Raw genomic sequence first — 24,815 nt, forward strand, 5'->3', positions numbered from 1 at the left:
GATATGAGTGATAATTTTGAACGCAAATCGCTGAAGCAATTGGCATGGCCAATTTTTATTGAATTAACCTTATTTATGCTGATGGGCATGGTCGATACCTTTATGCTAAGTGCCTATTCAGACTCTGCTGTTGCTGCTGTTGGAATGTCAAATCAAGTCATTAATTTAATTGCGGTAATGTTTAACTTTGTTGCCGCTGGAACTGTGATTTTAATGTCGCAAAATTTAGGAGCAAATCATCATCAAAAGGCTTGTGAAGTTGGGATCGTATCCATCGGTGCAAACTTAATCATTGGGGTTATTTTAAGTATGGTGATGGTTGTTTGTTCCAAATATATTCTTGACTTTATGAATACACCTGATGAGATCATGAACACAACTGTCACTTATACAAAAATTGTCGGGAGCTTTTTATTTTTAATGGCCATTCAACCGGTTCTTAGTGGAATTTTACGAAGCTATGGCTATACAAAGCAATCAATGATCATCACACTAATTGCAAACATTATTAACATTTTGGGCAATGCCCTCTTTATTTATGGTTTATTTGGAGCACCTGAACTCGGTCCAATTGGAGTCGCAATTTCAACAGTCTTTAGCCGTTTTATTACCGTGCTCTTAATTGCATTCATCATTGTCAGAAAAATTGATTTCTCATTTTCAGAGCAATTTTTCAAACGTTGGCCAATTCAAGATATTAAAAATATTTTAAAAATCGGGGTGCCTTCTGCCTTAGAGCAAGTCGCTTACTCAAGTTCACAAGTTGTCATTTTGTCATTTGTGTCCTTACTTGGAACATTAGCAATTACAACGAGAGTTTATACATCCAACCTTTCAATGTTCATCTATTTATTTAGCTTAGCCATTGCTCAAGCGAATCAAGTTTTAGTCGGTTATTTTATCGGTGAAGAGAAGAATGAAGAAGTCTATAAACAAACTTTTAAAACCCAAGGGTTGGCCGTTGCTGTTTCTTTGATACTTTCAATTGTTGCTTATTTCGGTAGTGATTTATTATTTGGAATCTTTACAAATGATCCGGCTATTTTAAGTCTTGGAAAATCATTATTACTCGTAAATACAGCGCTTGAGATTGGTCGCGCCTCAAACTTAGTTTTAACGAATGCGCTAAAAGCAGCGGGAGACGTTAATTATCCTTTCATTTTTGGAATTGTTGGAATGTGGCTCATCTGTATCCCAGTTGCTTATATTTTAGGAATTCATTTTAACCTTGGATTAGTTGGGATTTGGATTGCATTTGCTATCGACGAATGTTTTAGAGGGCTGATTTTCACCTTTAGATTTAGAGGCAAGAAATGGACTAATAAGTCTTTCATTTCCTAATAGCTCATGATATCCATTGACATTGTGAAAGATTGTCTTTTATAATTAGGATAGAAATAACGAGTCATAAGGGAATTTAGAGGTGAAAAACTTTGGCGAATATTAAAGACGTCGCAAAGCTTGCTAACGTTTCTGTAGCAACCGTCTCACGCGTCATCAATAACAAAGGATATGTCAATGAACATACAAAAGAGTTAGTTATGCAAGCAATTAAGGAATTAAATTACGTTCCTAATGAAATTGCACGTTCTCTGTATCGAAAATCATCAAAAATTATTGGAATTATTATTCCAGATTTAAAAAATGAGTTTTTTAATGATATGATCTCCGGAATTGAAGAAGTTATTTTACAACATGGCTATAAAACAATGCTTTGTACATCAAGAGAAAGCCTTGACCGTGAAAAAGAATACTTACAAATCTTTTCAACAAATAAAATTGATGGTCTAATTTTATGTTCGAATTCTCCAGATATCGTATCATACATCAATTTGGATATTCCTATCGTTGGATTAGATCGTATTATTAGTAAAGATATTCCATCTGTTACAGCAGATAATTATATGGGGGGAATCTTAGCAGCCAATCGATTAATTGAGGCAAATTGTAGGAAGATTGTTCAGTTCAGAGGCCCTCAAACATTATCTCCTGCTAATGAACGCGCAAACGGTTTTTTACAAACCTTACAGCGCCATCCAGATATTCAAGTTCATACAGTAGAACTAGAATTTACTCCAGATACCAATGCTGAAATCTATAACTTCTTAGTCACTCATCCTGAAATTGATGGAATTTTTGCAGCAAGTGATATTATTGCAGCAAACTGTATTCGTTGCCTAAAGAAACTAGGACGCCAAGTTCCACAAGAGATTAAAATTATCGGTTACGACAACATTAGTATTTGTGAATTTACAGATCCAACGATTTCAACAATTGCTCAACCAATAGTTTCAATGGGGGAAATCGCTGCAGAAACATTATTTAAACTAATCAATAACGAACCAATCGAACAACGACATATTTCCTTACCGGTTGAACTCATCGAACGAGAATCTACCAAATAAAAGGTTGAAACAAACGTTTATCTCGCCGTGAAGGTTAACAAAAAAAGGCTGATGACTCTTTTTGGAGTCTACAGCCTTTTTTCAACTTTATAAAAGAGAGACTTATTGAAACTGGAATGAGTCCCCTGCGCTACGTAGTGAGGCAAACGAACTCGTAGCTTTCCTCCGCTGGTAGGGAATGGGTCACCTACGCTAATAGCGAGGTACGAGCTGTTAGCTTTCCTCCGCTAGTAGGGAATGGGTCACCTACGCTAATAGCGAGGTACGAGCTGTTAGCTTTCCTCCGCTAGTAGGGAATGGGTCACCTACGCTAATAGCGAGGTACGAGCTGTTAGCTTTCCTCCGCTAGTAGGGAATGGGTCACCTACGCTAATAGCGAGGTACGAGCTGTTAGCTTTCCTCCGCTAGTAGGGAATGGGTCACCTACGCTAATAGCGAGGTACGAGCTGTTAGCTTTCCTCCGCTAGTAGGGAATGGATTTTCAGTTGAAAATTTAATTAGTTATAGTATTAAAATTACTGAAGCGTTTAGACTAGACTATGTAGTAAACCTAAAAGTAAATAAACGAAAAGGAGTTATATCGAAATAGATACAGCTCCTTTTTGTATTCAAATAAAACGATGATTGATTAAATAATCTAACCCAGTTCCCCTATATCCTTAAACATTCATAGTTGTACCTCATCAACTATATAAGTCCAGATAAATTTTCTTCAGAGAAAATTTAAAGCCCTAGCAATTGAGTATACATTTTCTTCGAAAATGCCAGGTGACCCTTGGACGATAGCCTGCCTTGATAGGTAAAACATATCAGTATTTCTTATTTGCTACTTGAGATGTAGAATACTTATCTGTTTATATATAGTTGCAATAAAACTACTATTCAATCAAACTGAATCTTTTTACTCTCTCCAACGATTGTTCTAACTAATCATACTATTTTCTTAGAGAGGCAAGTCTAAAACATACGTCACTTTTTTAGCGATAGTCCCTCATTAAATGTTGAATTGACTTTCATTTCTTAAATAGGTTAACTAATAAAAAGCTGTCCCTTTCGAGACAGCTTTGGCTATATTTTAACGTGTGTATGTGTGTGTTTAAATAAAATTAGCGGATAACTTCTTCAGTTGTTACATCGAAGAAGTGGCATTTGTTCATGTCTAACGCTAACTCTAATGTATCTCCCATACGAACATCAGAACGAGCATCTACTTTAGCAACTAATTGTTGCCCAGCTAAAGTTGTATACAGAATAGACTCATGTCCTAATAACTCTGCTACTTCGATTTCAGCTTTATATTTTGCTTCATTATAAGTATCCGCTACGATTGGTTCATCATGAATATCTTCTGGGCGGATACCAAAAATGACTTCTTTATTATCATATCCTTTTTGTTTTAACATATTAAATTTGGCGTCTGGAATACGGAATTTTAAGTTATCTGCAATAAAGTAACCATTTGCTACTTTACCATGAACAAAGTTCATTGCAGGAGATCCGATGAATCCACCAACGAAAACAGTTTTTGGATTATCATAAATTTCTTTTGGAGATCCGATTTGTTGAATTACTCCGTCTTTCATAACAACAATACGAGAAGCCATTGTCATCGCTTCTGTTTGGTCATGGGTAACGTAGATTGTAGTTGTCGCTAAACGCTCATGTAATTTGATGATTTCTGAACGCATGGCAACACGTAATTTAGCATCTAAGTTTGATAATGGCTCATCCATTAAGAATACTTTCGCATCACGTACGATAGCACGTCCTAACGCAACACGTTGACGTTGTCCCCCTGATAACGCCTTTGGTTTACGATCTAAGTATTGTTCAAGCCCTAAGATACGAGCCGCATCTTTCACACGACGATCAATTTCCTCTTTAGGAATTTTACGTAATTTTAATCCGAATGCCATGTTATCATAAACATTCATGTGAGGATATAATGCATAAGATTGGAATACCATCGCGATATCACGATCTTTTGGCGCCACGTCATTCATTAAGACACCATCGATATAAAATTCCCCTTTAGAGATTTCCTCTAGCCCCGCAATCATACGTAATGTTGTTGACTTCCCACATCCTGATGGTCCAACGAATACGATGAATTCTTTATCTGCAATATCTAGATTGAAATCTGTTACAGATGGATTTGGATTGTTCTCATAAATTTTATAAATGTTTTTCAATTTTAACTCAGCCATTTTTAATTCCTCCCTCTTGGTATAGGTAAATTATAGAATGAAAGCGATTAACTTTCAATAAACAACTTGCACTCATTTTAATCATATAACTTGTGCACCTTGTATATAACGTTTACATATTACTTTTTAATTCGAGGTTTTTTATTAAAATATAGGCTACAATGGCATGTTTAAACTCTTTCACATTAAGTCCCGTTAATTGAATAAATCGTTCTAATTTGTTCATGAACGTATTGCGATGCATGTACAAGGCTTTCGCCCCCATCGATAAATTAAAGTTATTGTCTAAATAACACTTCACCACTTCCACAAGATCATAAGATAATCTTTCAATCTTTTGCGCCAATTGGTTAAATCCATCGTAATCATTAACAGTTAAAATCATATATTGTAATAGAAGTTCTTGTTGTTCCATAATAAGAACTTGACGATTTCGATACTTTTGATAGAGATTAAATTCTTTTAGAAAAGCCTCAGAGATTTGATCATCAATCAAATAATCGACCGTCTTATAAAGATTCGTATAATAATAGAAATCTTCGTTGATTGCTTTTGCAATTTCTTCAAATTCTTCCACGTCATATTCATTTCGTTTGTTGAAATCAAGAATCACACCATATTCACGATCAATAAATAAAACAATGAATTTCTCATTAAAACTTTTAATTAATTGATCAAATTCAATTTTTGTGTCCGAATCAAAATTATGATGGAAAAAGATAAATCGTACTTCATCGTATGGATGAACCATCGTCTCTAGTAATTTTGTCTTTCCATATAACAATAACTCTAACCAAAATAACCTTTTTTGTTGATCAAAATCAACAGAGACAATCTCATCAAATAATAAGGATAGCAATTTTTTTTCTGATGTCGGAACATTTTTCTTTATGCCAATCAAATGATTCCCTTCATCTTTGAACCAGTAATAATCATTTGGATAGTCCGGCATCTCATCAATAATACATTTTTCTTTATAAAGCTCTTTTATTTGTAAAAGCATATAACATCCCCACTTCTCCCCTCATAATATATATTAAGTATATCATTTTTTAGATGCTGACAACATAATAGTTTCGCCTGTGTGAACGATAAAAAACGATTTACGTTACTAACAAAGGAGGTCCGTTATGCCAAGAAGTATTACAATGGCTCAATTGAGTCAAATCATGAGTACGAATCCGGTCATTATTGATATTCGTGATCCTTATCAGTATGCTCAATTTCACCTTCCAACAGCGGTTAATATCCCCTATCAAACACTCGTCATGTATCCAGAGCGCTACTTAAATTTGCGAGATACCTATTATTTAATCTGCGCTCATGGGGGTGAAAGTTATCGAGCATGTATGATGCTTGAACCAGCTGGATATAAAGTGATTAGTATCGCAGGTGGCTATACAAATATGCGATACCGCTATTAAAGATAAAAAGTGAGTCCTCACGGGACTCACTTCTTTTAGATTGAAAAACGTTTGGGAAGGTCTGTTTGAAATTCATACGTTTCTTTTGTAATTGGGTGAATAAAGCTGACATAATAGCTATGCAATAAATGGCCATCTTCTAAAATTAGTGCTTGATCATCATACAGTGTATCTCCAATCAAGGGATGTCCTAAATAATCCATATGGACACGAATTTGGTGTGTTCGTCCCGTTTCTAGTTCACATTCAATGAGTGTATTTTCACCTTGTCTTTCAATCACACGATAATGCGTGACTGCATGATCTCCATCTTCACGAACCCCACGTTTGACGTTTCCCTCTTGCAATCTACCAATTGGAGCTTCGACTGTGCCTGAAGTCGTGAGATGACCTTTCACAAGGGTATAATATTTTCGTTTAATTTGCTTCACATCTTTTGTCATTAAATGATGAATATGACGATATTTCGCCACAACTAATAAGCCTGATGTATCCCGATCAAGTCGATTAACAAAATGAATCGTGGATTCAATTTTTTGTTGATTATAATAGTGAACTAGCGCATTGGCTAACGTTTCATATGGATGCCGAATCGATGGAATGGTCGGAATGCCTGCTGGTTTATTCACCACCAATAGGTAATCATCTTCAAAGATAATATCAAGTGGCAACTCATAAGGAGCTAATCCAGCACTTCGTTCTTCTGGCGGAAAAATAATCTTTAGCTCATCGTTTGTTTGTAAGACATAGCGAACCGTTTGATGCTCTCCATTCACTTGCAAATCTCCTCCACGATGCTTCGTCGCGACAATCGCTTTTTTAGAAATCTCTTGTTTCTTTAAAAAATTTAAAATAGATGTTCCGTGTTCTTCTGGTTTAATCGTGTAAGTTAAAGTCAAACTCATGTCGCTACTCCTATAAGAAATGTTGCTTGACGCGTCCCCAGAAAAGTCCATCACGACGTTTAATGAAAGCAACGGAACGTTCTGATAGGGTCACTTTAATTTTTTGAATATTTTGATATGATTCAGATAAATGGTCACGAGTAATCGTCACATCAGCAAAGTTTTCTGATTGAAGTGTCACGACTTGCTCTTGCGGAATAATTAATGGTGATCCAATTGTACGAAACACATTATTATTAATCGATGCAATTTCGGTCATTTGGAACGCTTTTAAGCTAGGATAAATAATCGCTCCCCCTAATGATTTATTATACGCTGTACTTCCCGTTGGGGTTGACAGACAGACACCGGTTCCACGAAACGATTCAAAAAACAAATCATCAATGGTCACATTTAAATGCTGCGTTCGATAAGCATTTAAAAGCGTCATTTCATTAAACGCATATAATTGATGGCAAACTTCACTTTCGGAAGCTACAGACTCACAAAGGACGATGGACAATAATGGATGGTGATTGATGTTTGAATGTTCTTGTTTTAAAAACTCCACAAGCTCATCTAACTCATCAGGTAACCAATCTGTGTAGTAACCTAAGTGACCCGTATGAATCCCAATAAATTTAACCTTCTCAATTTGATTCAGATAATGATGGACCGCATGTAAAACGGTCCCATCCCCACCAATCGTTAAAACAATTTCAGGTTCTTGATCATTTAATTGGATTTGTGCTTGTTGTAATTTTAACATAAGTTGCTCTTTGACTTGTTGAGACTGCTCACGCTCGTTCGCATAGATTGCTACTTTCATGTTAATCTCCTTTATGCTTTTTAATTAAATAATCTTCATTTAACGTCACTAGGCTAGCAGGCGGTTCAACCACTCTAAACTCATCGGATTGACGTTTTTCAAATGTTTTCTGTGCCTCCGCAATTTCATCACGAATCTCTGACATCTGACCATCCAACCAAGCAGCAGCTTCAGCAGCTTGTTTTAATCGGTCTTTAATTCCTTCTGGAATTTGTCCTTCATATTTATAGTTTAATGAATGTTCAATACTCGCCCAAAAATTCATTGCAAGTGTTCGAATTTGAAATTCAACCATAACTTTTTTCATGCCATCAATCGTTTCTAAATGATAATAAGCATGAATATGATACGATCGATATCCACTTGCACGTTGATGTAAAATGTAATCACGTGTCTCAACAATTTCTAAATCTTGACGTTTTTTTAATAACTCAACCACCATGTAAATATCTTCAACGAACTGACAGTTAATACGAATTCCGGCAATATCATATACTTTATCAATCTCCTGAATTGATAACCCCATACGGTCCAATTTATCCAGTATACTCGAGATCGTTTTAATACGACCATCTACAAATTCAATCGGAGAGTGTAATCCCTTCGTTTTATATTGTTGGCGGATTCCGCGTAAGTTTATTTTTAATTCTTGTAAGGCTAATTCATACGGCTCAAAAAAACTTAACCAATCCATTAAATTCACCTCTATTTCTTCACTTTGATTTAATCTGTTGTCTCTCACTCAACTTATTTTATAAATATTTTCTTCACTCATTGATTATATCATGTCTTTGCGTCATAATTAAATAGAGGTGAGATTGTTTATGTCTACAAATCTGGAAATTGAATTTAAAAACATGTTAGATGAAAATGAATATCATGAATTATTAAATTATTTCTCAATTCATGAAGAGCAAATTTGGACACAAAAAAATGTCTATTTTGATACACTATCTCATGATTTAAAACGCCAACAAGCGGCTCTTCGCGTACGAGTAAAAAATAACACGTATGAATTAACATTAAAAACGAAAGCAGAAGTCGGTCTACTTGAGACAAATCAAATGATTACAAAAGCAGACTACAAAACATTTAAACATGATCATCAACTCGTAAAAGGACCTGTTTACGATGCCTTAGTTGAGTTAGGAATTCATGTAGATGAATTACGCGTCATGACAGATTTAACAACCAAACGTGCCGAAGTTCCTTATGAAAATGGACTTCTTGTCCTAGATAAAAGCTTCTATGGTGAAGTGATTGATTTCGAACTAGAATATGAAGTTAAAGATTATCATGAAGGATTAAAAATCTTTAACGATTTATTAAATAAACATAATATTCCGACGCGTCCCGCTGAAAATAAAATTAAGCGCGCCACAGCCGTCGCTAAAAAATAGGAAAAGCTAGCTTCTAAGGTAGAAGCTAGTTTTTTTGTTGCAACCAAAGTTGACCTAATTGCTCATCCTCTATTAAATAAGGTTCAAGCTGTAAGTATAAATGTGGTTTCTTAATATATTCATAATAGCCAAATTGCTCACGAATCATACCAAACATAGATAATAACTCTAAATATTTTTTCAAACCTAACCATGTGTGCTGTGACTCTTTTAGTCGATAATGAAGTCTTAACTTTTGGCGGATTTCTGATAAAGTAAACACCTCATGTTCTTCATAATTAGACATGATACATAAAACAACATACGCCTGCCAAATAAAGAGTGGCTTCTCGTATGCAACCTCTTCAATCGGCCAGCCAACAACTGATGGTAATAAAGATAAATTAATTAAAAAAGGTGCACACATTCTTAAAAGACCATATTCTTTTCGTTGATAACCTACATATTTTTGACATCGAAATTCTTTCTTAATGGCTAACCATTGACTTAATCGCTTTTGTTTATACGCTTGTGGTGGGAAGAGTAGTTGATCTAACGATAAAAATTTCAGGGGAACAGCTTGAATCGTTCCTTCAACCTCTTTTTGATTTAACCAAACAAGATGATCAAAAAAAGTAAGAGTTTCAGTGAGGACATTAAAATGAATTAATCGATTTCCCTTTTGAAGCCGCATGACTTGATTTAATAAATAAGTGTGTGATCTTTCCTGAATATCACGGATAAAAATCCAAATCACCTGAATTCCTGACTGACGGTAATCTTTATTTCGCTGTTCAAAGAGCTCTGGTGTCATCAGACTTTTTTGAATTTCAAACACATATTTTTGCTCATTCCATTCAAAGTAAATATCTGCAATCCGATTAACAGCTGACAATCGATATTCAAGCTGTACGGAGGTGGCTCCTTGATTAATTAACCACTGTGATAATACGAGCTTGCTTAGCTGATGGGCTTCGCTTTCATGAGTATGACTATCGTAATCACAAGGAGTTATATGGGAAAAATGCGCCCTTCTTTTTGGCCCCTGTTTAAAAATAACAGGAGAGCCGCAATACGGGCACTCATAATTTGAACTAAGTTTTAGTTGTGCAAGTTCCTTTTTTGGAATTTGTGTTAAATCAACGAGTTGGTTATTTTGTTTTGCTGTTAACATATTGATCACCCACTTTAACTTACGCAAAAAAGGGTGAATTTCTTTTTAAAGCAGATATTGTTCATTTAAAAGATGAGTGACTTGATTAATCATAATATCTAAGACGCTTAAAAGTTGTTTATCACAACGTCCCGCATGAATAAACAGAAGTTCAATATGTTCTTTCATAAGGTTAGGTATTAGCGGGCAAGATTCTTCCATGATTTGTATAATTCGCTTTTCAATTGGATAAAATTGTCGATTAATCGCAAATAAGAGATCTAAATAGCTTTTTAAATAGTCATTTAAAAGGCTAGAAATATGAATTCGATCTCGACGTTCAAGGGCCCGTTCGAATGAAATGTAGTATGATTTAGAGTTTGATTTAAGTAAAGGATATTGAATTTGAACAATTTTTTGTCGTAATAGATCAGGATATTGCGAGGTATATTTTTGTTTCAATGTCGATAATTGTTCATGACGATCAAATACAATGTTTGAGTAATGAACAAAATAAGCAATACGCGTTGAATTATAGCGAGTAACACACGCTTCATTCATCACAGTAATAAGTTGTTTTTCAATTTCTTCAATATCTAGATAACATAAATCAAGTTCAATAGGGAAATCCCGAAGTAAACAATGGTCGGTTTGTACTTCTCCTGGACAGTCTAGTTCCATAGACTCTGAAAACTTCATTAAAATTTGATTTCTCGTCTCACTAGGAATAAATTCGGTGTAGTAGATATTTATGTTAATATCGGATAAATCATCTTGATAATTAGAAAATTTAGATCCTGCCATGGCAATAGCCGTCACTTGCTCAATACTTTGGAATTCAGCGATTAAGCGATGTAAAATTTCATTCACATTGATCATCTTGTTCTCTCCTTCCATTTTTCGAATTTTTTATGACATAATAAAAAACAACTATACATAATACAGATTGCTTAGTTGCTGTTTGTATGTTAAAGATCACTTATTACAATGTATTCATTAAATTTTAAAAATATGTTTGTCTGTTTTTAAAAATATTTATCTCTATAACTCTCTGTCTATGGATCAACTGGTATAAAAAAAGAAGTAATCTTTAACCTAGATTACTTCTCTTACTATTAATATATTAGTTTCTTTTACTTGTATTCTCTATAAAATTGTCACTTAACGCACGCTCTAAAGCATTAACATATGAGCAATTACAGTTATCACAATTCTTACAGTAGATGACATTGCGTAATTCACGTGGTAAGAAACAGCGAATCTCTTCGTCATTATATCCCACTTGTAAACGATGTTTATCGACGATAATAGGACGACGTAAAACACTTGGATTTTCAACGATAAAATCAAGTAATTCATTGATTGTCATCTCATCTGCATCTAAGTTATTTTCTTTAAATGCTTTTGAACGGGTTGAGATAATATCTTCAAATCCATTTTCTGTTTTTTCTAAAATCTGTTTAATATCTTCACGTGTAATTTTCGTTACAAATAAGTTTTTTTCAATATATTTAATCCCATATTCATCTAACCATTTTTTCGCTTTACGGCATGATGAACAGCTGGGAGATGTATAAATTTCAACCATCCATATCCCTCCATAACGATAGCCATCATCTATCTTTTATATTGTACACTACCCTTTAATTAGATACAACCTATTAATGATGACTTTCATTTCTAATTTCAACTAGTTTGCTCATAAATTCATCAACTAATTTAAACCTCCAGTTTATAACTATATTTACTTTTTCTCTAATTCATTTCTTTAAGATTAAATAAAAAAGTGTCTAAACTTGCCTATAAAACTTCTTAATCTAATAAAGTCATCATTTATCCTCTGTGATATTTACTCACTCAATTCTATAAAATAATAAAATTGATTTGTGTTAAAATAATACAAACAATAAATAGCGAATAGCAATAAAGGAATGTTTAACAATTGCATCTTGGTTGATACGTAAAGCATCAGCACTCCTGAATCCAACACTTCTAAAGTCTGTATCTCCTAATATAATGGAACAAGCTACCGCTCCTAATAAAGTTAAAACAGTTCCGACATTTCCTAACAATCTAGTTGAAATAATGTTAAAAACTCCACATTGTCTACCTGATTCAGTTAAGGCTGTGTTTTAAGAACATGTTGATATTCAACAGGAAAGTCTAAATTTTAAATTATATGTGCGTTACTTTTTCGATTAAGTGGCTTTCTATCGAAATCAACATTTATCTAAAACTCAACTATCTTTTAAACTAACAGAGTCAAATAAAAAAAGAAGTTGTAACCAAATATTCGGCTACAACTTCTTTTTATTTACGTGACTGTTTCCAGTTTTCAATTTCTTCTTTTGTTCCTAAAACGAAGTGTCCTGGTGCTACTTCTGTCCAGTCCCCAGCGTAGTAATCAATTTGTGATTTGTCATAAACGATACGTTTACGATCGCGCTCATAGTTTGGATCTGGAAGTGGAATGGCAGATAATAATGAACGAGTATATGGATGAATTGCATTTTCATAAATATCGTCTGCACTTCCAAGCTCAACTAAGCGTCCTAAATGCATAACTCCAATACGGTCTGAAATATATTTAACCATTGATAAGTCATGCGCAATGAATAAATATGTTAATCCAAATTCTTTTTTCAGAGTATTCATTAAGTTAACCACCTGTGCCTGAATTGAAACGTCAAGCGCAGAAATTGGTTCATCAGCAATAATAAACTCCGGATTTGTAATTAACGCACGGGCAATCCCAATACGTTGACGTTGTCCACCAGAAAATTCATGCGGATAACGCCCAGCATGGTCTTTACTTAAACCAACAGCTTCTAAAATTTTATAAACTTTTTCCTCACGGTCTTTTTTGTTTTTCGCCAATTTATGAATATCAATTCCTTCAGCGATAATATCAATCACACGCATACGAGGATTTAAACACGCCATTGGATCTTGGAAAATCATCTGAATTTGTTGACAAACTTCTGCTTTTTCTTTTTTCGATAATTTTTTTGCAATGTTTTTTCCTTTGAAGATAACTTCTCCGGCTGTTGGTTGATATAAACGAATGATACTACGTCCAGTTGTTGATTTACCTGATCCTGACTCTCCAACTAATCCAAACGTTTCTCCTTTATAAATCTTAAATGAAATATCATCAATCGCCTTAACCGTTAATTTATGGTCAATTTTAAAATATTGTTTTAAATTTTTAACTTCTAATAAAACTTCGCGTTCGTTATTACTCATGAGTGTATCCTCCTTTTGCACGAAGACGTAATACTGCAGCAGGTGGGGTTACTTTTGGTGCTTGTTCATGCAATAACCATGTTGCTGCATAATGTGTATCACTGACTTTGAACATCGGTGGTTGTTCTTCAAAATCAATGTTTAAAGCATACTCACTACGAAACGCAAACGCATCTCCTTTTGGTGGTGTTAAAAGGTTAGGAGGTGTTCCTGGAATGGCATAAAGTTGTTCGTCACTTGTATCTAAATCAGGCATTGACGCAAGCAATCCCCATGTATAAGGGTGGCATGGATTGTAGAAGACTTCATTGCTCGTACCAATTTCACAAACGCGTCCTGCATACATAACAGCTACGCGATCGGCAACGTTTGCTACAACACCTAAGTCGTGTGTAATAAAGATAACAGCAACATTTGTTTTTTGTTGTAAATCTTTAATTAACTCTAAAATTTGAGCTTGGATTGTGACATCAAGTGCAGTTGTTGGTTCATCACAAATTAATACACGTGGATTACATGCTAAAGCAATAGCGATAACGATACGTTGACGCATCCCACCAGAGAACTGATGAGGATATTGCTTCATACGTTTTGCTGCTTCACTAATTCCAACAAGAGTAATTAATTCTTCTGCTTTAGCTTTCGCTTCTGCTTTTGAACATCCTTGATGTTTCATGATTGGTTCCATGATTTGCTTTCCAATGGTCATTGTTGGATTTAATGATGTCATTGGATCTTGGAAGACCATCGCGATTTCTTTTCCTCGAATTGTATGATATTCGCGCTCAGATAATTTCGCTAAATCGATTTCTTCTCCGTTTTCTTTTGTATATGTCATTGAACCGTCAGTAATTTTACCATTTTCAGCCAAAATCCCCATAATCGCTTTTGAAGCAACTGATTTTCCTGATCCTGATTCCCCAACGATTGCTAATGTCTCACCTTCGTGTAAAGTAAAGCTCACACCTCGAACTGCAGAAACAGGGCCTGCGAATGTATCGAATGTGATATTCAGATTATTAACATCTAGTATTTTCTTCATGATTTTCTCACCGTCCCCTTCTTACTTCCCGCGTAAACGTGGATCTAACGCATCACGAAGTCCATTTGCAAATAAGTTGATTGCTAACATTAAATACACCATAAAGAATGCTGGTACAAATAATAAGTAAGGATAGAACGTCATTTTACTTGTTCCATCACTTAATAATACCCCTAGTGATGGCATTGGAATGGGTAACCCTAAACCAATGAATGATAACATCGCTTCTGTTGCAATAGCAGCTGGAATTGAGAACGTTGCCATAACAACTAATTGCCCAATAATATTTGGGAATAAATGTTTGAAAATAATACGAGTACTACTTGCACCAAGTGTTGTTGAAGCCATGACGAATTCTTGATCTTTTAATTTTAAATATTGCGCACGTACGACACGAGCAACTGAAATCCATCCTGTTAAACTCATGGCCATCAGAAGAATAATAAATGATCCTGTGACGTTAGATAATTTAACATGTAAGATATTTTGAATTCCTGAAAGCACTGCATCTTTAGAAGCAATAAAGATAATTAGGATAACCGTTGTTGGAATAGATCCTAAAATTTCCGTAATACGCATCATGACGTTATCAATCGCTGTCCCACCGTAGAATCCAGCAATTGAACCGTATAAAATTCCGAGTGTAAAGTCAACAATTAATGATAAAAGACCAATTAATAATGATACTTGAACTCCTGTCCATAAACGTGTCCATACATCGAATCCTAATTCATCTGTTCCAAAGTAGAAATATAAATGTTCAACATTTTTTAACACGTAGGCATTAACATTTACTTTAATCATCTGAATTCCTTGTGTATCAAACTCCGTTGATTTTAATTCAAATGAGTCTAAGTTACTATATGCCGAATATTTACTCATTAAATCTGTAACTGGTACTGTTTCAGTTGATGATGCTCCGCGTAATTGAATCGTGATCATCAGATTTTCACCTTTTCCAGACCACTCCATAATGTCATAATCATTTGGATGATACTTAATCCCTAAAGCTTCAACAAATTCAGCTTTTGTTAAAGCGGAGTTTAACGTACTTACCTCTTGTGGTAATGAATTTCCGACAAATAAATCAAACGGTGTCATTTTTTTAACACTTGTTCCATTTAAAATACCTAATTTTTCAAGTCCTGGAACGCGTGGTGGTAAATAACTTAAGCGTGATTTTTCAATTTTTGTTCCTGTATCTGGATCAATTAAAACTGGAGTTTGATTATATTTAACCACTTCCCCACTTGAGTGTTTTGGACCAATGACTGGTGCTAAGAATGAACAAACGACTAAAATTAAAATGGCATACATTGAAATAAGTGCCGCTTTATTTTGACGTAAACGACGCCAAGCATCTTGCCAAAAAGTTAAACTTTCTGTTTTAATTTCATCGGATTGACCTTGATGTTTTGCAGCTAATTCAAATTTTGTTGGATCATATTTTTTTGAAATCATTATTTTCCACCTCCAGCTAAACGGATACGAGGATCGATGACACCGTATAATAAGTCAATAATTAAAATAACAATAACATATAAGAAGGCATAGAAGAATGCGATTCCTAACGTTAAGAATTGATCCTTCATCGTAACAGAGTTTAATAGTAAATTACTTAACCCTGGGACTCCAAAGAATTTTTCAACCACTAAACTTCCAGTCATAATTGAAACAACCATCGGTCCAACAACTGTAATAACTGGAATTAATGCATTACGCAGTGCATGATGCACAATAACTTGTGCTTTTGTTAACCCTTTGGCACGAGCTAGTAAAATATAATCTGTATTTAAAACTTCAATTAATTCTGAACGCATGTAACGCATTAATGATGCGATGACTGGTACTGAAAGTGAAATAGCTGGCAAAATCAATGATTTAAATTCATCCCACATCGTTACTCCACGCATTTCGTCAGCTGGTTGATAAATAACTGGTAACCATCCTAATTTTGTACAAATAAAATATTGTAAGAAGGCAGCTAATACGAATGATGGAATCGAAACTCCGAGTACTGATATAATCGTAATCATATGATCTGCCCACGAGTTTCGCTTCATTGCAGCGATAGCTCCTAATGTAATCCCGATTATTATCCCAATCAAAAGAGCTAATGCTCCTGGTTTAATTGTATAAGGGATTCGTGTTAAAACTAAATCCGTAACCTCTTGGTTTTGTAATTTAAACGATGTTCCAAAATCCCCTTGGAATACTCCTTTTAGGTATCGAGCATACTGTACAGGAATCGGATCATTCATCCCATACTTTTCCTCTAAAATAGCAATTTGAGCTTCCGTCTTTTTCTCACCATCAAATGGGCTTCCTGGTAATAACTGAAGCAATAAAAAGTTAACCGTTAAAACTAAAAATAACGTAACCGCCATGTAGCCAAGACGCTTTAAAATGTACTTAAACATCATTAACCTCCCCTTCCGGATTTTCTTTCTCTTTAATTCATGTTTTCTCGTTGTATTGAATAAAAGATAGATTTAAAAAATTAATAATTAAATTGTCATTTTTTAAATCTATTTTTTAGACAATTCTAAGATGTGTGATTTTTTATGATTAGGTTTTATTTAAATGCCATAGTCCTTATTAAAACCTTAATATTCATGACCATAGATAGGTCACTTCTTTCATAAAAAATTTATACTCATCTAAAATATAATTTATGGTAAACAAGCATAAGACCAAGGTAGCCTTATGCTTGTAAAACCTCTTTTTTAGTTTTCTTTAATGTCTACCCATTTGTAGAAGTAGTCAGGTCCAACTGCTTGTGGCCAGTAGTTAATTAAGTTTAATGAACGTAAGCTTACAGTTCCTTTTTGATATAAAGGAATTAAAGCTTGGTCTTGACCTAATAAAATTTCTTCAGCGTTGATTAATGCTTCCCAACGCGCTTCATAATCAGTTGCTAAATCTCCAGATTTTGAATCATTAATTAATTGATCGTAATCAGCATTTGAGTATCCTAAGTTGTTATGTCCTCCACCTGTAACGAACATATCTAAGAATGTCATTGGATCAGCATAGTCTGGTAACCATCCTGAGAATGCTAATTCATAGTTTCCAGCAGATACACGAGCTAATTTTTCTGGGAATGGAACTGGTTGAACAGTTACAGTTAAACCAAACTCACTGAATGCTTCGTTTAAGTCATTCTGGATTGCAGATCCCATCTTGATAGCTGTATCTCCAGTTTGGATTAATAATTCTAGATCAATCGCACCAGTTACACCAGTTTCAGCTACTGCTTCTTGCCATAATTTTTTAGCTTCTTCTACATTATATGTATTAAATCCTGGATAAGTTGAACGGAAATCTTTTCCTTCAAACTTAGTTCCTTCAGGTCCATATACGAAATCTTTTGGTACTAAGTAATCAGCGACTGTTGAACCATTAGCTAATACCTCATCTGTGATGAATGATTTATCAATTGCCATATTGATGGCTTTACGAGCTTTAGCATTTGATAATAATTTCATCTCTGGAGTCATTGCTCCGTTACCTTGGTTAATTTCTAAGTAGAATACCCCGGCATCACCTTCTGCAACCGCATCTGGACGTGATCCGTAAGTTGCTACGTTTTGTCCACTTAATCCAGCTGTCATTACTGTTCCATCTGTATATAAGCTAACTTGAGTATTATTATCGACATCTTCAATAACTGTGAAGTCAACTCCTGATAATGCTACATTTTCAGCATCCCAGTATAATTCATTTTTTGTTAAATAGAAGCTTTTTGAAATCTTCCACTCAGTAAATAAGAATGGACCATTATATAAGAATGTATCAACACTTGTTCCAAATTTATCTTCTGTTACTTCATTAACGAATGCTTCATTAACTGGATAGAATGCAGGGAATGCCATTAATGATAAGAAGTATGGCGTTGGTGTTGCTAATTTTACTTCAAAAGTATAATCGTCAATTGCTTTGAATCCTAATTGATCAATTAATGTTTGCATGTTTGTATTTGCTTCTTCAACTGATGCAAATCCTAATGCTTTAATTGCTTCTTCAGCAGATGCAACAGATGCCTCTAAATCTGCTTTTGCTTCTTCATATTGCTCTTGTGCTGTACCAGTTTCACCATCTTCGTAATCTTCAACTTTTAAAGCAGCTAACTCTTTTGAACTTGTGTTATAAGTAACTAAGTTAGATGCTAGTCCTAATGCATCACTTGCCCCAACAACACCAGCTGTTTCTAACATAAAGTTATATTCAGCACCACTTTGAGGATCAATTAATTTTGTCCAAGAATAAACAAAGTCATGAGCTGTTACTGGTGCAACTTCTGTTCCATCAGCTTTTACCCATTTAGCGTCTTGATTTAAATGGAATGTATATGTTAATCCATCTTCTGAAATATCCCAAGATTCTGCAACACCTGGTTTAATTTCCCCATTTTCTCCAAATAAAACTAAACCTTCTAAGATGTTTCCTAACATTAAGAATGATACGTTGTCTGTTGCTTGCCAAGGTAATAATGATTTAATGTTAGATGTTTGTAATAATTTTAATACTTTATTCGAGTTTGTCTCACTAACACTCGAAGATTGTTGACTTTCTCCACTTGGTTGATTGCCAGCATCATTTGATGAACATGCGACAAGACCAAATGCACAGAAAGCAGCAGCAAAAATGCTTACTAATTTCTTATTCATTATAATGTCCCCCTTATAAAAAACTTTCCATAATTGGAATTTTTTGTATCAATTTATGATACTTGTTACTATTTTATATTCCAGTTTATAGTTTGTAAATCCTAAATTTGGGTTGAAAGCGTTATTTTTTTGTAAAGTTATTTTTTTTCGTTATAAAACGACCAAAAATATCTATAATAAGAGGTTTATCTTATATTAAATAAAAATATTTATTATAAAACTAGTTATTTTTTCATAGCTAAAATTTATTTCCAATGATAATTCTGGTATAATTAGTAAAAAAAACCCTAGGTGGTGGCAAAATGTTACAAAAATATCATATCTTTTTAAAATCAACATTATGGATGACAAGCTTATCCTGTTTCTTTCTCCTTTGGCAAGGATTCTCGGCTATAAATCTCATCAATACTCTATTTCTAGTCTCACTTTTTTTCTTCTGTGTGTATTGCTTCAAATGGATTATCGATCAAGGCACTTTTTATACCTTTCAATATTCATGGCAAAAAACAAAACGCTATGTCCTATTTTTCTTGCCTAAATACTGGTCAATCAAAGATACAAAAGATAGAAATAACGATTATGATGAAGAAACAGGCGAAAAAATTTATCATACATTCGAAGAATTTTATGAATATAAACAAAGTCAAAAATGGAACGACATCAATCAGCTTTTATGGTCAACGATTATCATTATTGCCTTTACCTTCATTCTATCATTCCTATATATCTAACAAAAAAAGTTCTGAACCTAATCGGTCAGAACTTTTTTCATCTCTTATCTTATAGTGTTTAACTCTTTGTTTTAAATCACCGTGACTTATATAAATAACCCTTTATTTGATTTTCTCAAATTGTCCCATGTAAAGTTGATAATAATCACCTTTTTGGGCGATCAACTCGGCATGGGTTCCTTTTTCAGCAATCTCACCATTTTTGAGTAATAAGATTTGATCGGCATTTACAATCGTTGATAAACGGTGGGCAATAATAAAGCTTGTTCGATCTTTTAACAACACTTGAATTGCATCTTGGATTAATTTCTCCGTCTCAATATCAATCGATGCTGTTGCTTCATCTAAAATTAAGATAGCTGGGTCTGCGATTAAGGCACGTGCAAACGAAATTAATTGTTTTTGTCCCGTTGATAATCCTGAACCACCTTCACCAATCACGGTATCATAGCCATCAGGATAGTGGGAAATAAATTCATGCGCATTCACTAGTTTGGCGGCTTCAATAATTTCTTCATCGGTTGCATCTAGTTTTCCGTAACGAATATTCTCTTTAATAGTTCCACTAAATAATTGCGGTGTCTGTAAAACATAACCTAGATGAGAATGGAGCCACTCTTGTGTACGTTCACGATAATCCACACCATCAATTAAAATTTGTCCACTTGTTGGCTCATAAAAACGACAAATTAAATTTACAATGGTACTTTTCCCTGAACCTGTTGGTCCAACAATCGCAATACTATTTCCCGCTTCAATTTTCAAATTCATGTGTTCCATGACTTTTTCGCCTGTCTTATAATGGAAGCCCACATCGATTAATTCAATGTCTCCTTTAATCGGTTCCCAATTCTCTTTTTTCAAATTTCCAATCTGACCATACTTTTCAATAACATCTGGTCGATCAATAATATCAGATTCTGTATTAATTAACGAGATGACCCGTTCAGCTGATGCTTGTGCATCTTGGAAACGTGTTAATAAATTCGCAATCGTGCGAATGGGATCATAAAATAGCGTCGCATATGAAAGGAAAACAACTAAGTCTCCATAAGATAAATCACCATTAAACACATCCATTCCACCGACATTAATAATTAAAGCAACACCAACACTTCCTAAGGCAACAATGATTGGATAATAAATGGCATTAATAACAGACGCACGTACTGATCCATCACGCATCTCTCTTGTTAAATGACTGAATTCTTCTAAATTATCTTCTTCTGTCACCAACGTTTTTGTCGTGACCGCCCCTGTAATCCCTTCATTGAAAGCTCCTGTAATTTTAGAGTTCATTTTTCGTACGCAACGATATTGCTTTAAAATGCGCGTCTGGAAATAATAGCTTACGACCGCCAGGATGGGTAAAACCGCGATGGTAATTAAGGCAAGCTTCCAGTTCATCATGAACATTGAAATCGTCACAAAGAACATGACCATACTTCCCCAAATCGCATCAGTTAATCCCCATGATAAAATACCACCAATCCGATTCGTATCAGATGTTAAACGCGATAATAGCCATCCAACCGATGACGTATCATAAAAAGAGAATGATAATTCCTGTAATTTTTTAAATCCGTCTTTTCGAATTTGATAACTAATACTTAGTTGTAATCGATCGGAAAGTAAGATAAATGTCCAAACGATAAATCCGAATAAGGCGATAAAGGCTAAATAAATGCCTGCAAACAGTGGGAGTTGTTCAAGGTTTCCTGTTAAAACATATTTATCAATGACTATCCCATTTAACTTCGGATAAATCGTATCTAAAATGGCTAATGTAATGACAGAGACAAAAAGTAAAATAACATCACGTCTCTCACCCTTCATATAAGATAAAACTTGCTTCCATGTTGCAAGGTCGGCTTTGGTGTATTCTACTTCATCAAATTCTTTTGCCATCTTTACACCTCACTTCCTTGGTTAACTAAACTTAAAACTTCAGCCTCTTTTTCATTTTGAATTTCCCAGAATGTCTGGTAAAGACCTCCTTGATGAATCAGTTCATCATGTGTTCCTTGTTGAATGATACGACCCTTATCTAGCACGAGAATTTGATCAGCATCTTTTACCGTACTGACACGGTGAGCAATAATAAAAGTTGTCACATCTTTTGAGCGTTCTTTTAATGCTTTTCGAATCACAATATCTGTTTCAGTATCGACAGCACTTAATGAGTCATCAAAGATTAAAATTGGACATTCATTAATAAGCGCTCGGGCAATTCCAACACGTTGCTTTTGTCCACCGGATAATGTTACACCACGCTCACCGACAATCGTATCATAGCCTTCTTGAAACTCCTCAATGACATGATGGACCGATGCTAACTGAGCGACACTATGAATCTCTTCATCAACCGCATCTTTTTTAGCAATCGCAATATTTTGTTTAATCGTTTTCGAGTATAAAAATAATTCTTGAAGCACAGCTCCAATATGACGGCGTAGCCACTTTTTATCAATGTGTTTTAGTTCCACGCCATCAATTTTAATCGATCCATCTGTATAGTCATAAAGACGCATCAATAAATTCATTAACGTTGTTTTTCCTGAACCCGTACGACCAATAATGGCAATCGTTTGGCCACGTTGCACTTTAAACGTAATATCTTTTAAAATGCGATCATGATCTTCATACTCAAACCCAACATGGTTAAATTCAATGGTTCCCTTAATGTCAGGTTTTTGCAAACCTTCTTCAAATTCGATCGGTTCACTTAATACTTCATTAATACGCTTGGCTGAAATGGTGGTTTTCCCTAAATCAGTTAAAATACGACCTAATTGACGAACAGGCCAAATAATCATCGATTCATAAGAAATGAACGCTTGTAATGTCCCTAGTGTGATTTCCCCGTTTATCGATAAATACGCTCCGTAAATCACGGTAATTGCAATTTGAAATAAACTTAAAAAATCAGAGCTTGACCAGAAGAGTGCGTTTAACTTGGTCATCACATAACTTTTTACACGGTAATCAGAATTACGTTTTTCAAATTGCTCAATTTCAAACTCTTGATTACAGTAGGCACGTACCACACGAACTCCAGTTAAATTTTCTTGAATCATTGTAGACATCCGAGCCTCTGATTCATCTGCCTCTTGAAATGAGCTTTTAACTTTTTTAAAGAAGATAAAACAGAAAGTAAATAAGATAGGTGTCACACACACACTAACTAAGGCAAACTTAACATTTAACGTTAACATAAACGTAAAAATAATCACAAAGATTAAAATTGAATACCCCATCTCAACTAATTGAGACGATAAGAATAAACGAATCGTATCAATATCTGATGTACAACGTTGAATTAAATCCCCAGTTTCGGCACGTTTATGATACATAAAAGATAACTGTTGAATATGATTGTACATTTTATCTTTTAAACTTTTCGCTAAATCTTCTGATGCCTCTGCTGACCATCTGGCCTTTAAAAAATTAAATAAAGCATTAATGATTGTAAATAGAATAATTAAAAATCCACACATCAACAATTGACCTTGGAACGTTGAAACGGATAAAACAATTTTTGAAATAATCGTTTGTTCTCCCTCAGTCGTTTGTTTGATGACCATATCAATCGCGGTTTGGTTAACTAATGGAATTAAGGTTGAGAAAATAATCCCACACGCTGTCGCTACTAATGCGCCCAATACCTTTAAACGTTGTCCTTCAAGCCAACGATAAATACTCTTTAATTCACTCACTTCATTCACCTGACTTTCCTTTGTTGCTAAAAAATATTCCCATTCTTACACCACTAATCCTAATAAAAAAATTAATCTTGTTTTAGCATAAGATTACATGTTCGCACAACTCCCCCTAAAGCGATACATCAAAGTTTATTTTTATGAAATAGTCACCCCGTTAAATTTAAATTGATTTTGATGAGCTAAAATAATCATCATTCTCGCCCCCTTTCATAAAAATTTATCATCAATTACTCATTATACACAGATTTACATTTTTTGAAATATATAACACCTAAATATTTTATAAAATTCGAATAATGACTCACTCCCTTCTAAAGGCATAAAAAAAGTTGTCTCATCGACAACCTTACTTTAATAAAAAATGATATTAAACATCACCTAAATCATAAAAACAATCACCAAACAAACCAGGATTACTTTAATGGATGATAAACAGCTATAGCACGCTGTTAAGAACTCTATCTTTATCTCCATTTTATAATATAAATTTATTTCGCTAGCTTTTATAAAAATCCTCACATATTCTTTTTCACTCTTATCACATTCGGATAATGAAATAATTCCTTCATCTCTTAATGCTTCAATCAAAAAATATATCCAACTAAAAAAGTCTGAATCATACTCCTTGTACCATTCAGACTTTTTCTGTCTCTTATTGTGTTTGGATTTCTTTTAAAAGATTCTCATAGTCTTCATCTGCATTCTCTGATTCTTCTATGATCTCCTCAATTTCTACGACACTTAATTGTTGAAGTTCAACAAGATTGCTAACTTTTTGAACAAGATACCCCATCACCCCTAAACAAATTGTATAAAAAGCATATGGCGTTACATTTGAAAGATAGTAATTAATCACATCTGTTAAATTTTCAGAGATAACAAATCCTTGCTCAACGATTGAAGCGATATAATCATAGCATGTATACACATTATATAAAGCTATTCCACCCATAAGAACAGCTAGAACATAGACTCCAATCGTAACTTTTGAAACACTTTTAAATTTATTTTTCTTCATAACAGCCTCCTATTTTAATTAACTATTTTACTCTTTCCCACCAATCACATAGGAATAGAAAAATCATTTACACAACCTACTAAATGCTTTTTCTGACCAAAGTTC

General features: G+C 34.2%; 22 protein-coding genes. 5 read left to right on the forward strand and 17 right to left on the reverse strand.

Going from position 1 to position 24,815, the window contains the following annotated elements; translation table 11 throughout:
* Nucleotides 1-3: 3 nt before the first annotated feature.
* Nucleotides 4-1,341 (forward strand): MATE family efflux transporter, encoded by a 1,338-nt coding sequence (locus AT726_RS02990; RefSeq protein ID WP_055244708.1) that lies wholly within the window; start codon nt 4-6, stop codon nt 1,339-1,341.
* 92 nt (nt 1,342-1,433) lie between these two features.
* Complete coding sequence (locus AT726_RS02995) at nt 1,434-2,405, forward strand: LacI family DNA-binding transcriptional regulator (protein ID WP_055244710.1); 972 nt, start codon at nt 1,434-1,436, stop codon at nt 2,403-2,405.
* 1,106 nt (nt 2,406-3,511) lie between these two features.
* Here the strand turns inward: AT726_RS02995 and AT726_RS03000 are convergent.
* A complete protein-coding gene (locus AT726_RS03000) occupies nt 3,512-4,612 on the reverse strand; it encodes an ABC transporter ATP-binding protein (protein ID WP_055275909.1) in 1,101 nt (366 codons plus the stop codon).
* A 112-nt stretch (nt 4,613-4,724) separates the two neighbouring features.
* On the reverse strand, nt 4,725-5,615 hold the full coding sequence (locus tag AT726_RS03005; RefSeq protein ID WP_055275911.1) for a helix-turn-helix domain-containing protein: 891 nt from the start codon (nt 5,613-5,615) through the stop codon (nt 4,725-4,727).
* A 127-nt stretch (nt 5,616-5,742) separates the two neighbouring features.
* Between AT726_RS03005 and AT726_RS03010 the strand changes: the two genes are divergently transcribed.
* Nucleotides 5,743-6,036 carry a rhodanese-like domain-containing protein gene (locus AT726_RS03010; RefSeq protein WP_055242293.1) on the forward strand — a complete coding sequence of 98 codons (294 nt, stop codon included), beginning with the start codon at nt 5,743-5,745 and terminating at the stop codon, nt 6,034-6,036.
* Nucleotides 6,037-6,071: 35 nt separating this feature from the next.
* Here AT726_RS03010 and AT726_RS03015 read toward each other — a convergent pair whose 3' ends face one another.
* From AT726_RS03015 to AT726_RS03025, 3 genes are read right to left on the reverse strand one after another with little or no spacing between them, the layout of a single operon-like run.
* Nucleotides 6,072-6,941 (reverse strand): RluA family pseudouridine synthase, encoded by an 870-nt coding sequence (locus AT726_RS03015; RefSeq protein WP_068758968.1) that lies wholly within the window; start codon nt 6,939-6,941, stop codon nt 6,072-6,074.
* Between the two features lie 10 nt (nt 6,942-6,951).
* Nucleotides 6,952-7,749, reverse strand: coding sequence for an NAD kinase (locus AT726_RS03020; RefSeq protein WP_068758969.1), 798 nt, complete (start codon nt 7,747-7,749; stop codon nt 6,952-6,954).
* Nucleotide 7,750: 1 nt separating this feature from the next.
* Entirely contained in the window at nt 7,751-8,443 is a 693-nt protein-coding gene (locus AT726_RS03025) for a GTP pyrophosphokinase (protein WP_055275917.1), read from the reverse strand.
* Nucleotides 8,444-8,573: 130 nt separating this feature from the next.
* Between AT726_RS03025 and AT726_RS03030 the strand changes: the two genes are divergently transcribed.
* Nucleotides 8,574-9,149, forward strand: a complete 576-nt coding sequence (locus tag AT726_RS03030) for a CYTH domain-containing protein (protein WP_055275918.1) — start codon at nt 8,574-8,576, stop codon at nt 9,147-9,149.
* Nucleotides 9,150-9,174: 25 nt separating this feature from the next.
* Here AT726_RS03030 and AT726_RS03035 read toward each other — a convergent pair whose 3' ends face one another.
* The 9 genes from AT726_RS03035 to AT726_RS03075 all read right to left on the reverse strand — a co-directional run bounded on the left by AT726_RS03035 (nt 9,175) and on the right by AT726_RS03075 (nt 19,239).
* Nucleotides 9,175-10,302, reverse strand: coding sequence for a competence protein CoiA (locus tag AT726_RS03035; protein ID WP_055242303.1), 1,128 nt, complete (start codon nt 10,300-10,302; stop codon nt 9,175-9,177).
* A gap of 45 nt (nt 10,303-10,347) precedes the next feature.
* Nucleotides 10,348-11,160, reverse strand: coding sequence for a DUF4037 domain-containing protein (locus tag AT726_RS03040; protein WP_055242306.1), 813 nt, complete (start codon nt 11,158-11,160; stop codon nt 10,348-10,350).
* Nucleotides 11,161-11,404: 244 nt separating this feature from the next.
* On the reverse strand, nt 11,405-11,869 hold the full coding sequence (locus AT726_RS03045) for a Spx/MgsR family RNA polymerase-binding regulatory protein (RefSeq protein WP_055242309.1): 465 nt from the start codon (nt 11,867-11,869) through the stop codon (nt 11,405-11,407).
* A 301-nt stretch (nt 11,870-12,170) separates the two neighbouring features.
* Nucleotides 12,171-12,353 (reverse strand): hypothetical protein, encoded by a 183-nt coding sequence (locus AT726_RS03050; RefSeq protein WP_068758970.1) that lies wholly within the window; start codon nt 12,351-12,353, stop codon nt 12,171-12,173.
* 238 nt (nt 12,354-12,591) lie between these two features.
* The gene (locus AT726_RS03055; RefSeq protein WP_055275922.1) at nt 12,592-13,527 is read right to left on the reverse strand and encodes an ABC transporter ATP-binding protein; all 936 of its coding nucleotides are present in this window, start codon (nt 13,525-13,527) and stop codon (nt 12,592-12,594) included.
* A complete protein-coding gene (locus AT726_RS03060; RefSeq protein WP_068758971.1) occupies nt 13,520-14,569 on the reverse strand; it encodes an ABC transporter ATP-binding protein in 1,050 nt (349 codons plus the stop codon). The genes AT726_RS03055 and AT726_RS03060 overlap by 8 nt, the downstream gene beginning before the upstream one ends.
* Nucleotides 14,570-14,590: 21 nt before the next feature.
* Nucleotides 14,591-16,030 carry an ABC transporter permease gene (locus tag AT726_RS03065; protein ID WP_068758972.1) on the reverse strand — a complete coding sequence of 480 codons (1,440 nt, stop codon included), beginning with the start codon at nt 16,028-16,030 and terminating at the stop codon, nt 14,591-14,593.
* Nucleotides 16,030-16,989 (reverse strand): ABC transporter permease, encoded by a 960-nt coding sequence (locus tag AT726_RS03070; RefSeq protein WP_055242319.1) that lies wholly within the window; start codon nt 16,987-16,989, stop codon nt 16,030-16,032. The genes AT726_RS03065 and AT726_RS03070 overlap by 1 nt, the downstream gene beginning before the upstream one ends.
* Before the next feature lie 306 nt (nt 16,990-17,295).
* The gene (locus AT726_RS03075; RefSeq protein WP_068758973.1) at nt 17,296-19,239 is read right to left on the reverse strand and encodes a peptide ABC transporter substrate-binding protein; all 1,944 of its coding nucleotides are present in this window, start codon (nt 19,237-19,239) and stop codon (nt 17,296-17,298) included.
* Nucleotides 19,240-19,541: 302 nt separating this feature from the next.
* On the opposite strand from AT726_RS03075, the gene AT726_RS03080 reads away from it, so the two are divergent.
* Complete coding sequence (locus AT726_RS03080; RefSeq protein ID WP_068758974.1) at nt 19,542-19,970, forward strand: DUF3899 domain-containing protein; 429 nt, start codon at nt 19,542-19,544, stop codon at nt 19,968-19,970.
* A gap of 102 nt (nt 19,971-20,072) precedes the next feature.
* Here the strand turns inward: AT726_RS03080 and AT726_RS03085 are convergent, their stop codons facing one another.
* The 3 genes from AT726_RS03085 to AT726_RS03095 form a co-directional block, all read right to left on the reverse strand.
* Nucleotides 20,073-21,878 carry an ABC transporter ATP-binding protein gene (locus tag AT726_RS03085; RefSeq protein ID WP_068758975.1) on the reverse strand — a complete coding sequence of 602 codons (1,806 nt, stop codon included), beginning with the start codon at nt 21,876-21,878 and terminating at the stop codon, nt 20,073-20,075.
* Nucleotides 21,879-21,880: 2 nt separating this feature from the next.
* Nucleotides 21,881-23,686 carry an ABC transporter ATP-binding protein gene (locus tag AT726_RS03090; protein ID WP_055275932.1) on the reverse strand — a complete coding sequence of 602 codons (1,806 nt, stop codon included), beginning with the start codon at nt 23,684-23,686 and terminating at the stop codon, nt 21,881-21,883.
* A 658-nt stretch (nt 23,687-24,344) separates the two neighbouring features.
* The gene (locus AT726_RS03095) at nt 24,345-24,710 is read right to left on the reverse strand and encodes a hypothetical protein (RefSeq protein WP_055275934.1); all 366 of its coding nucleotides are present in this window, start codon (nt 24,708-24,710) and stop codon (nt 24,345-24,347) included.
* Nucleotides 24,711-24,815: the final 105 nt, after the last annotated feature.

It is taken from the genome of Turicibacter sp. H121 (genome assembly GCF_001543345.1).
In the GTDB taxonomy this organism is placed as follows: domain Bacteria; phylum Bacillota_I; class Bacilli_A; order MOL361; family Turicibacteraceae; genus Turicibacter; species Turicibacter bilis.

Bases quoted from the DNA above. Each gene is read 5' to 3' on its own strand.
- AT726_RS03070 (WP_055242319.1), bottom strand. From the start codon at position 16,989: ATGTTTAAGTACATTTTAAAGCGTCTTGGCTACATGGCGGTTACGTTA.
- AT726_RS03060 (WP_068758971.1), bottom strand. From the start codon at position 14,569: ATGAAGAAAATACTAGATGTTAATAATCTGAATATCACATTCGATACA.
- AT726_RS03010 (WP_055242293.1), top strand. From the start codon at position 5,743: ATGCCAAGAAGTATTACAATGGCTCAATTGAGTCAAATCATGAGTACG.
- AT726_RS03020 (WP_068758969.1), bottom strand. From the start codon at position 7,749: ATGAAAGTAGCAATCTATGCGAACGAGCGTGAGCAGTCTCAACAAGTC.
- AT726_RS03065 (WP_068758972.1), bottom strand. From the start codon at position 16,030: ATGATTTCAAAAAAATATGATCCAACAAAATTTGAATTAGCTGCAAAA.
- AT726_RS03025 (WP_055275917.1), bottom strand. From the start codon at position 8,443: ATGGATTGGTTAAGTTTTTTTGAGCCGTATGAATTAGCCTTACAAGAA.
- AT726_RS03045 (WP_055242309.1), bottom strand. From the start codon at position 11,869: ATGGTTGAAATTTATACATCTCCCAGCTGTTCATCATGCCGTAAAGCG.
- AT726_RS03015 (WP_068758968.1), bottom strand. From the start codon at position 6,941: ATGAGTTTGACTTTAACTTACACGATTAAACCAGAAGAACACGGAACA.
- AT726_RS03075 (WP_068758973.1), bottom strand. From the start codon at position 19,239: ATGAATAAGAAATTAGTAAGCATTTTTGCTGCTGCTTTCTGTGCATTT.
- AT726_RS03085 (WP_068758975.1), bottom strand. From the start codon at position 21,878: ATGGCAAAAGAATTTGATGAAGTAGAATACACCAAAGCCGACCTTGCA.
- AT726_RS03000 (WP_055275909.1), bottom strand. From the start codon at position 4,612: ATGGCTGAGTTAAAATTGAAAAACATTTATAAAATTTATGAGAACAAT.
- AT726_RS02990 (WP_055244708.1), top strand. From the start codon at position 4: ATGAGTGATAATTTTGAACGCAAATCGCTGAAGCAATTGGCATGGCCA.
- AT726_RS03035 (WP_055242303.1), bottom strand. From the start codon at position 10,302: ATGTTAACAGCAAAACAAAATAACCAACTCGTTGATTTAACACAAATT.
- AT726_RS03005 (WP_055275911.1), bottom strand. From the start codon at position 5,615: ATGCTTTTACAAATAAAAGAGCTTTATAAAGAAAAATGTATTATTGAT.
- AT726_RS03080 (WP_068758974.1), top strand. From the start codon at position 19,542: ATGTTACAAAAATATCATATCTTTTTAAAATCAACATTATGGATGACA.
- AT726_RS03040 (WP_055242306.1), bottom strand. From the start codon at position 11,160: ATGATCAATGTGAATGAAATTTTACATCGCTTAATCGCTGAATTCCAA.
- AT726_RS03055 (WP_055275922.1), bottom strand. From the start codon at position 13,527: ATGAGTAATAACGAACGCGAAGTTTTATTAGAAGTTAAAAATTTAAAA.
- AT726_RS03095 (WP_055275934.1), bottom strand. From the start codon at position 24,710: ATGAAGAAAAATAAATTTAAAAGTGTTTCAAAAGTTACGATTGGAGTC.
- AT726_RS03030 (WP_055275918.1), top strand. From the start codon at position 8,574: ATGTCTACAAATCTGGAAATTGAATTTAAAAACATGTTAGATGAAAAT.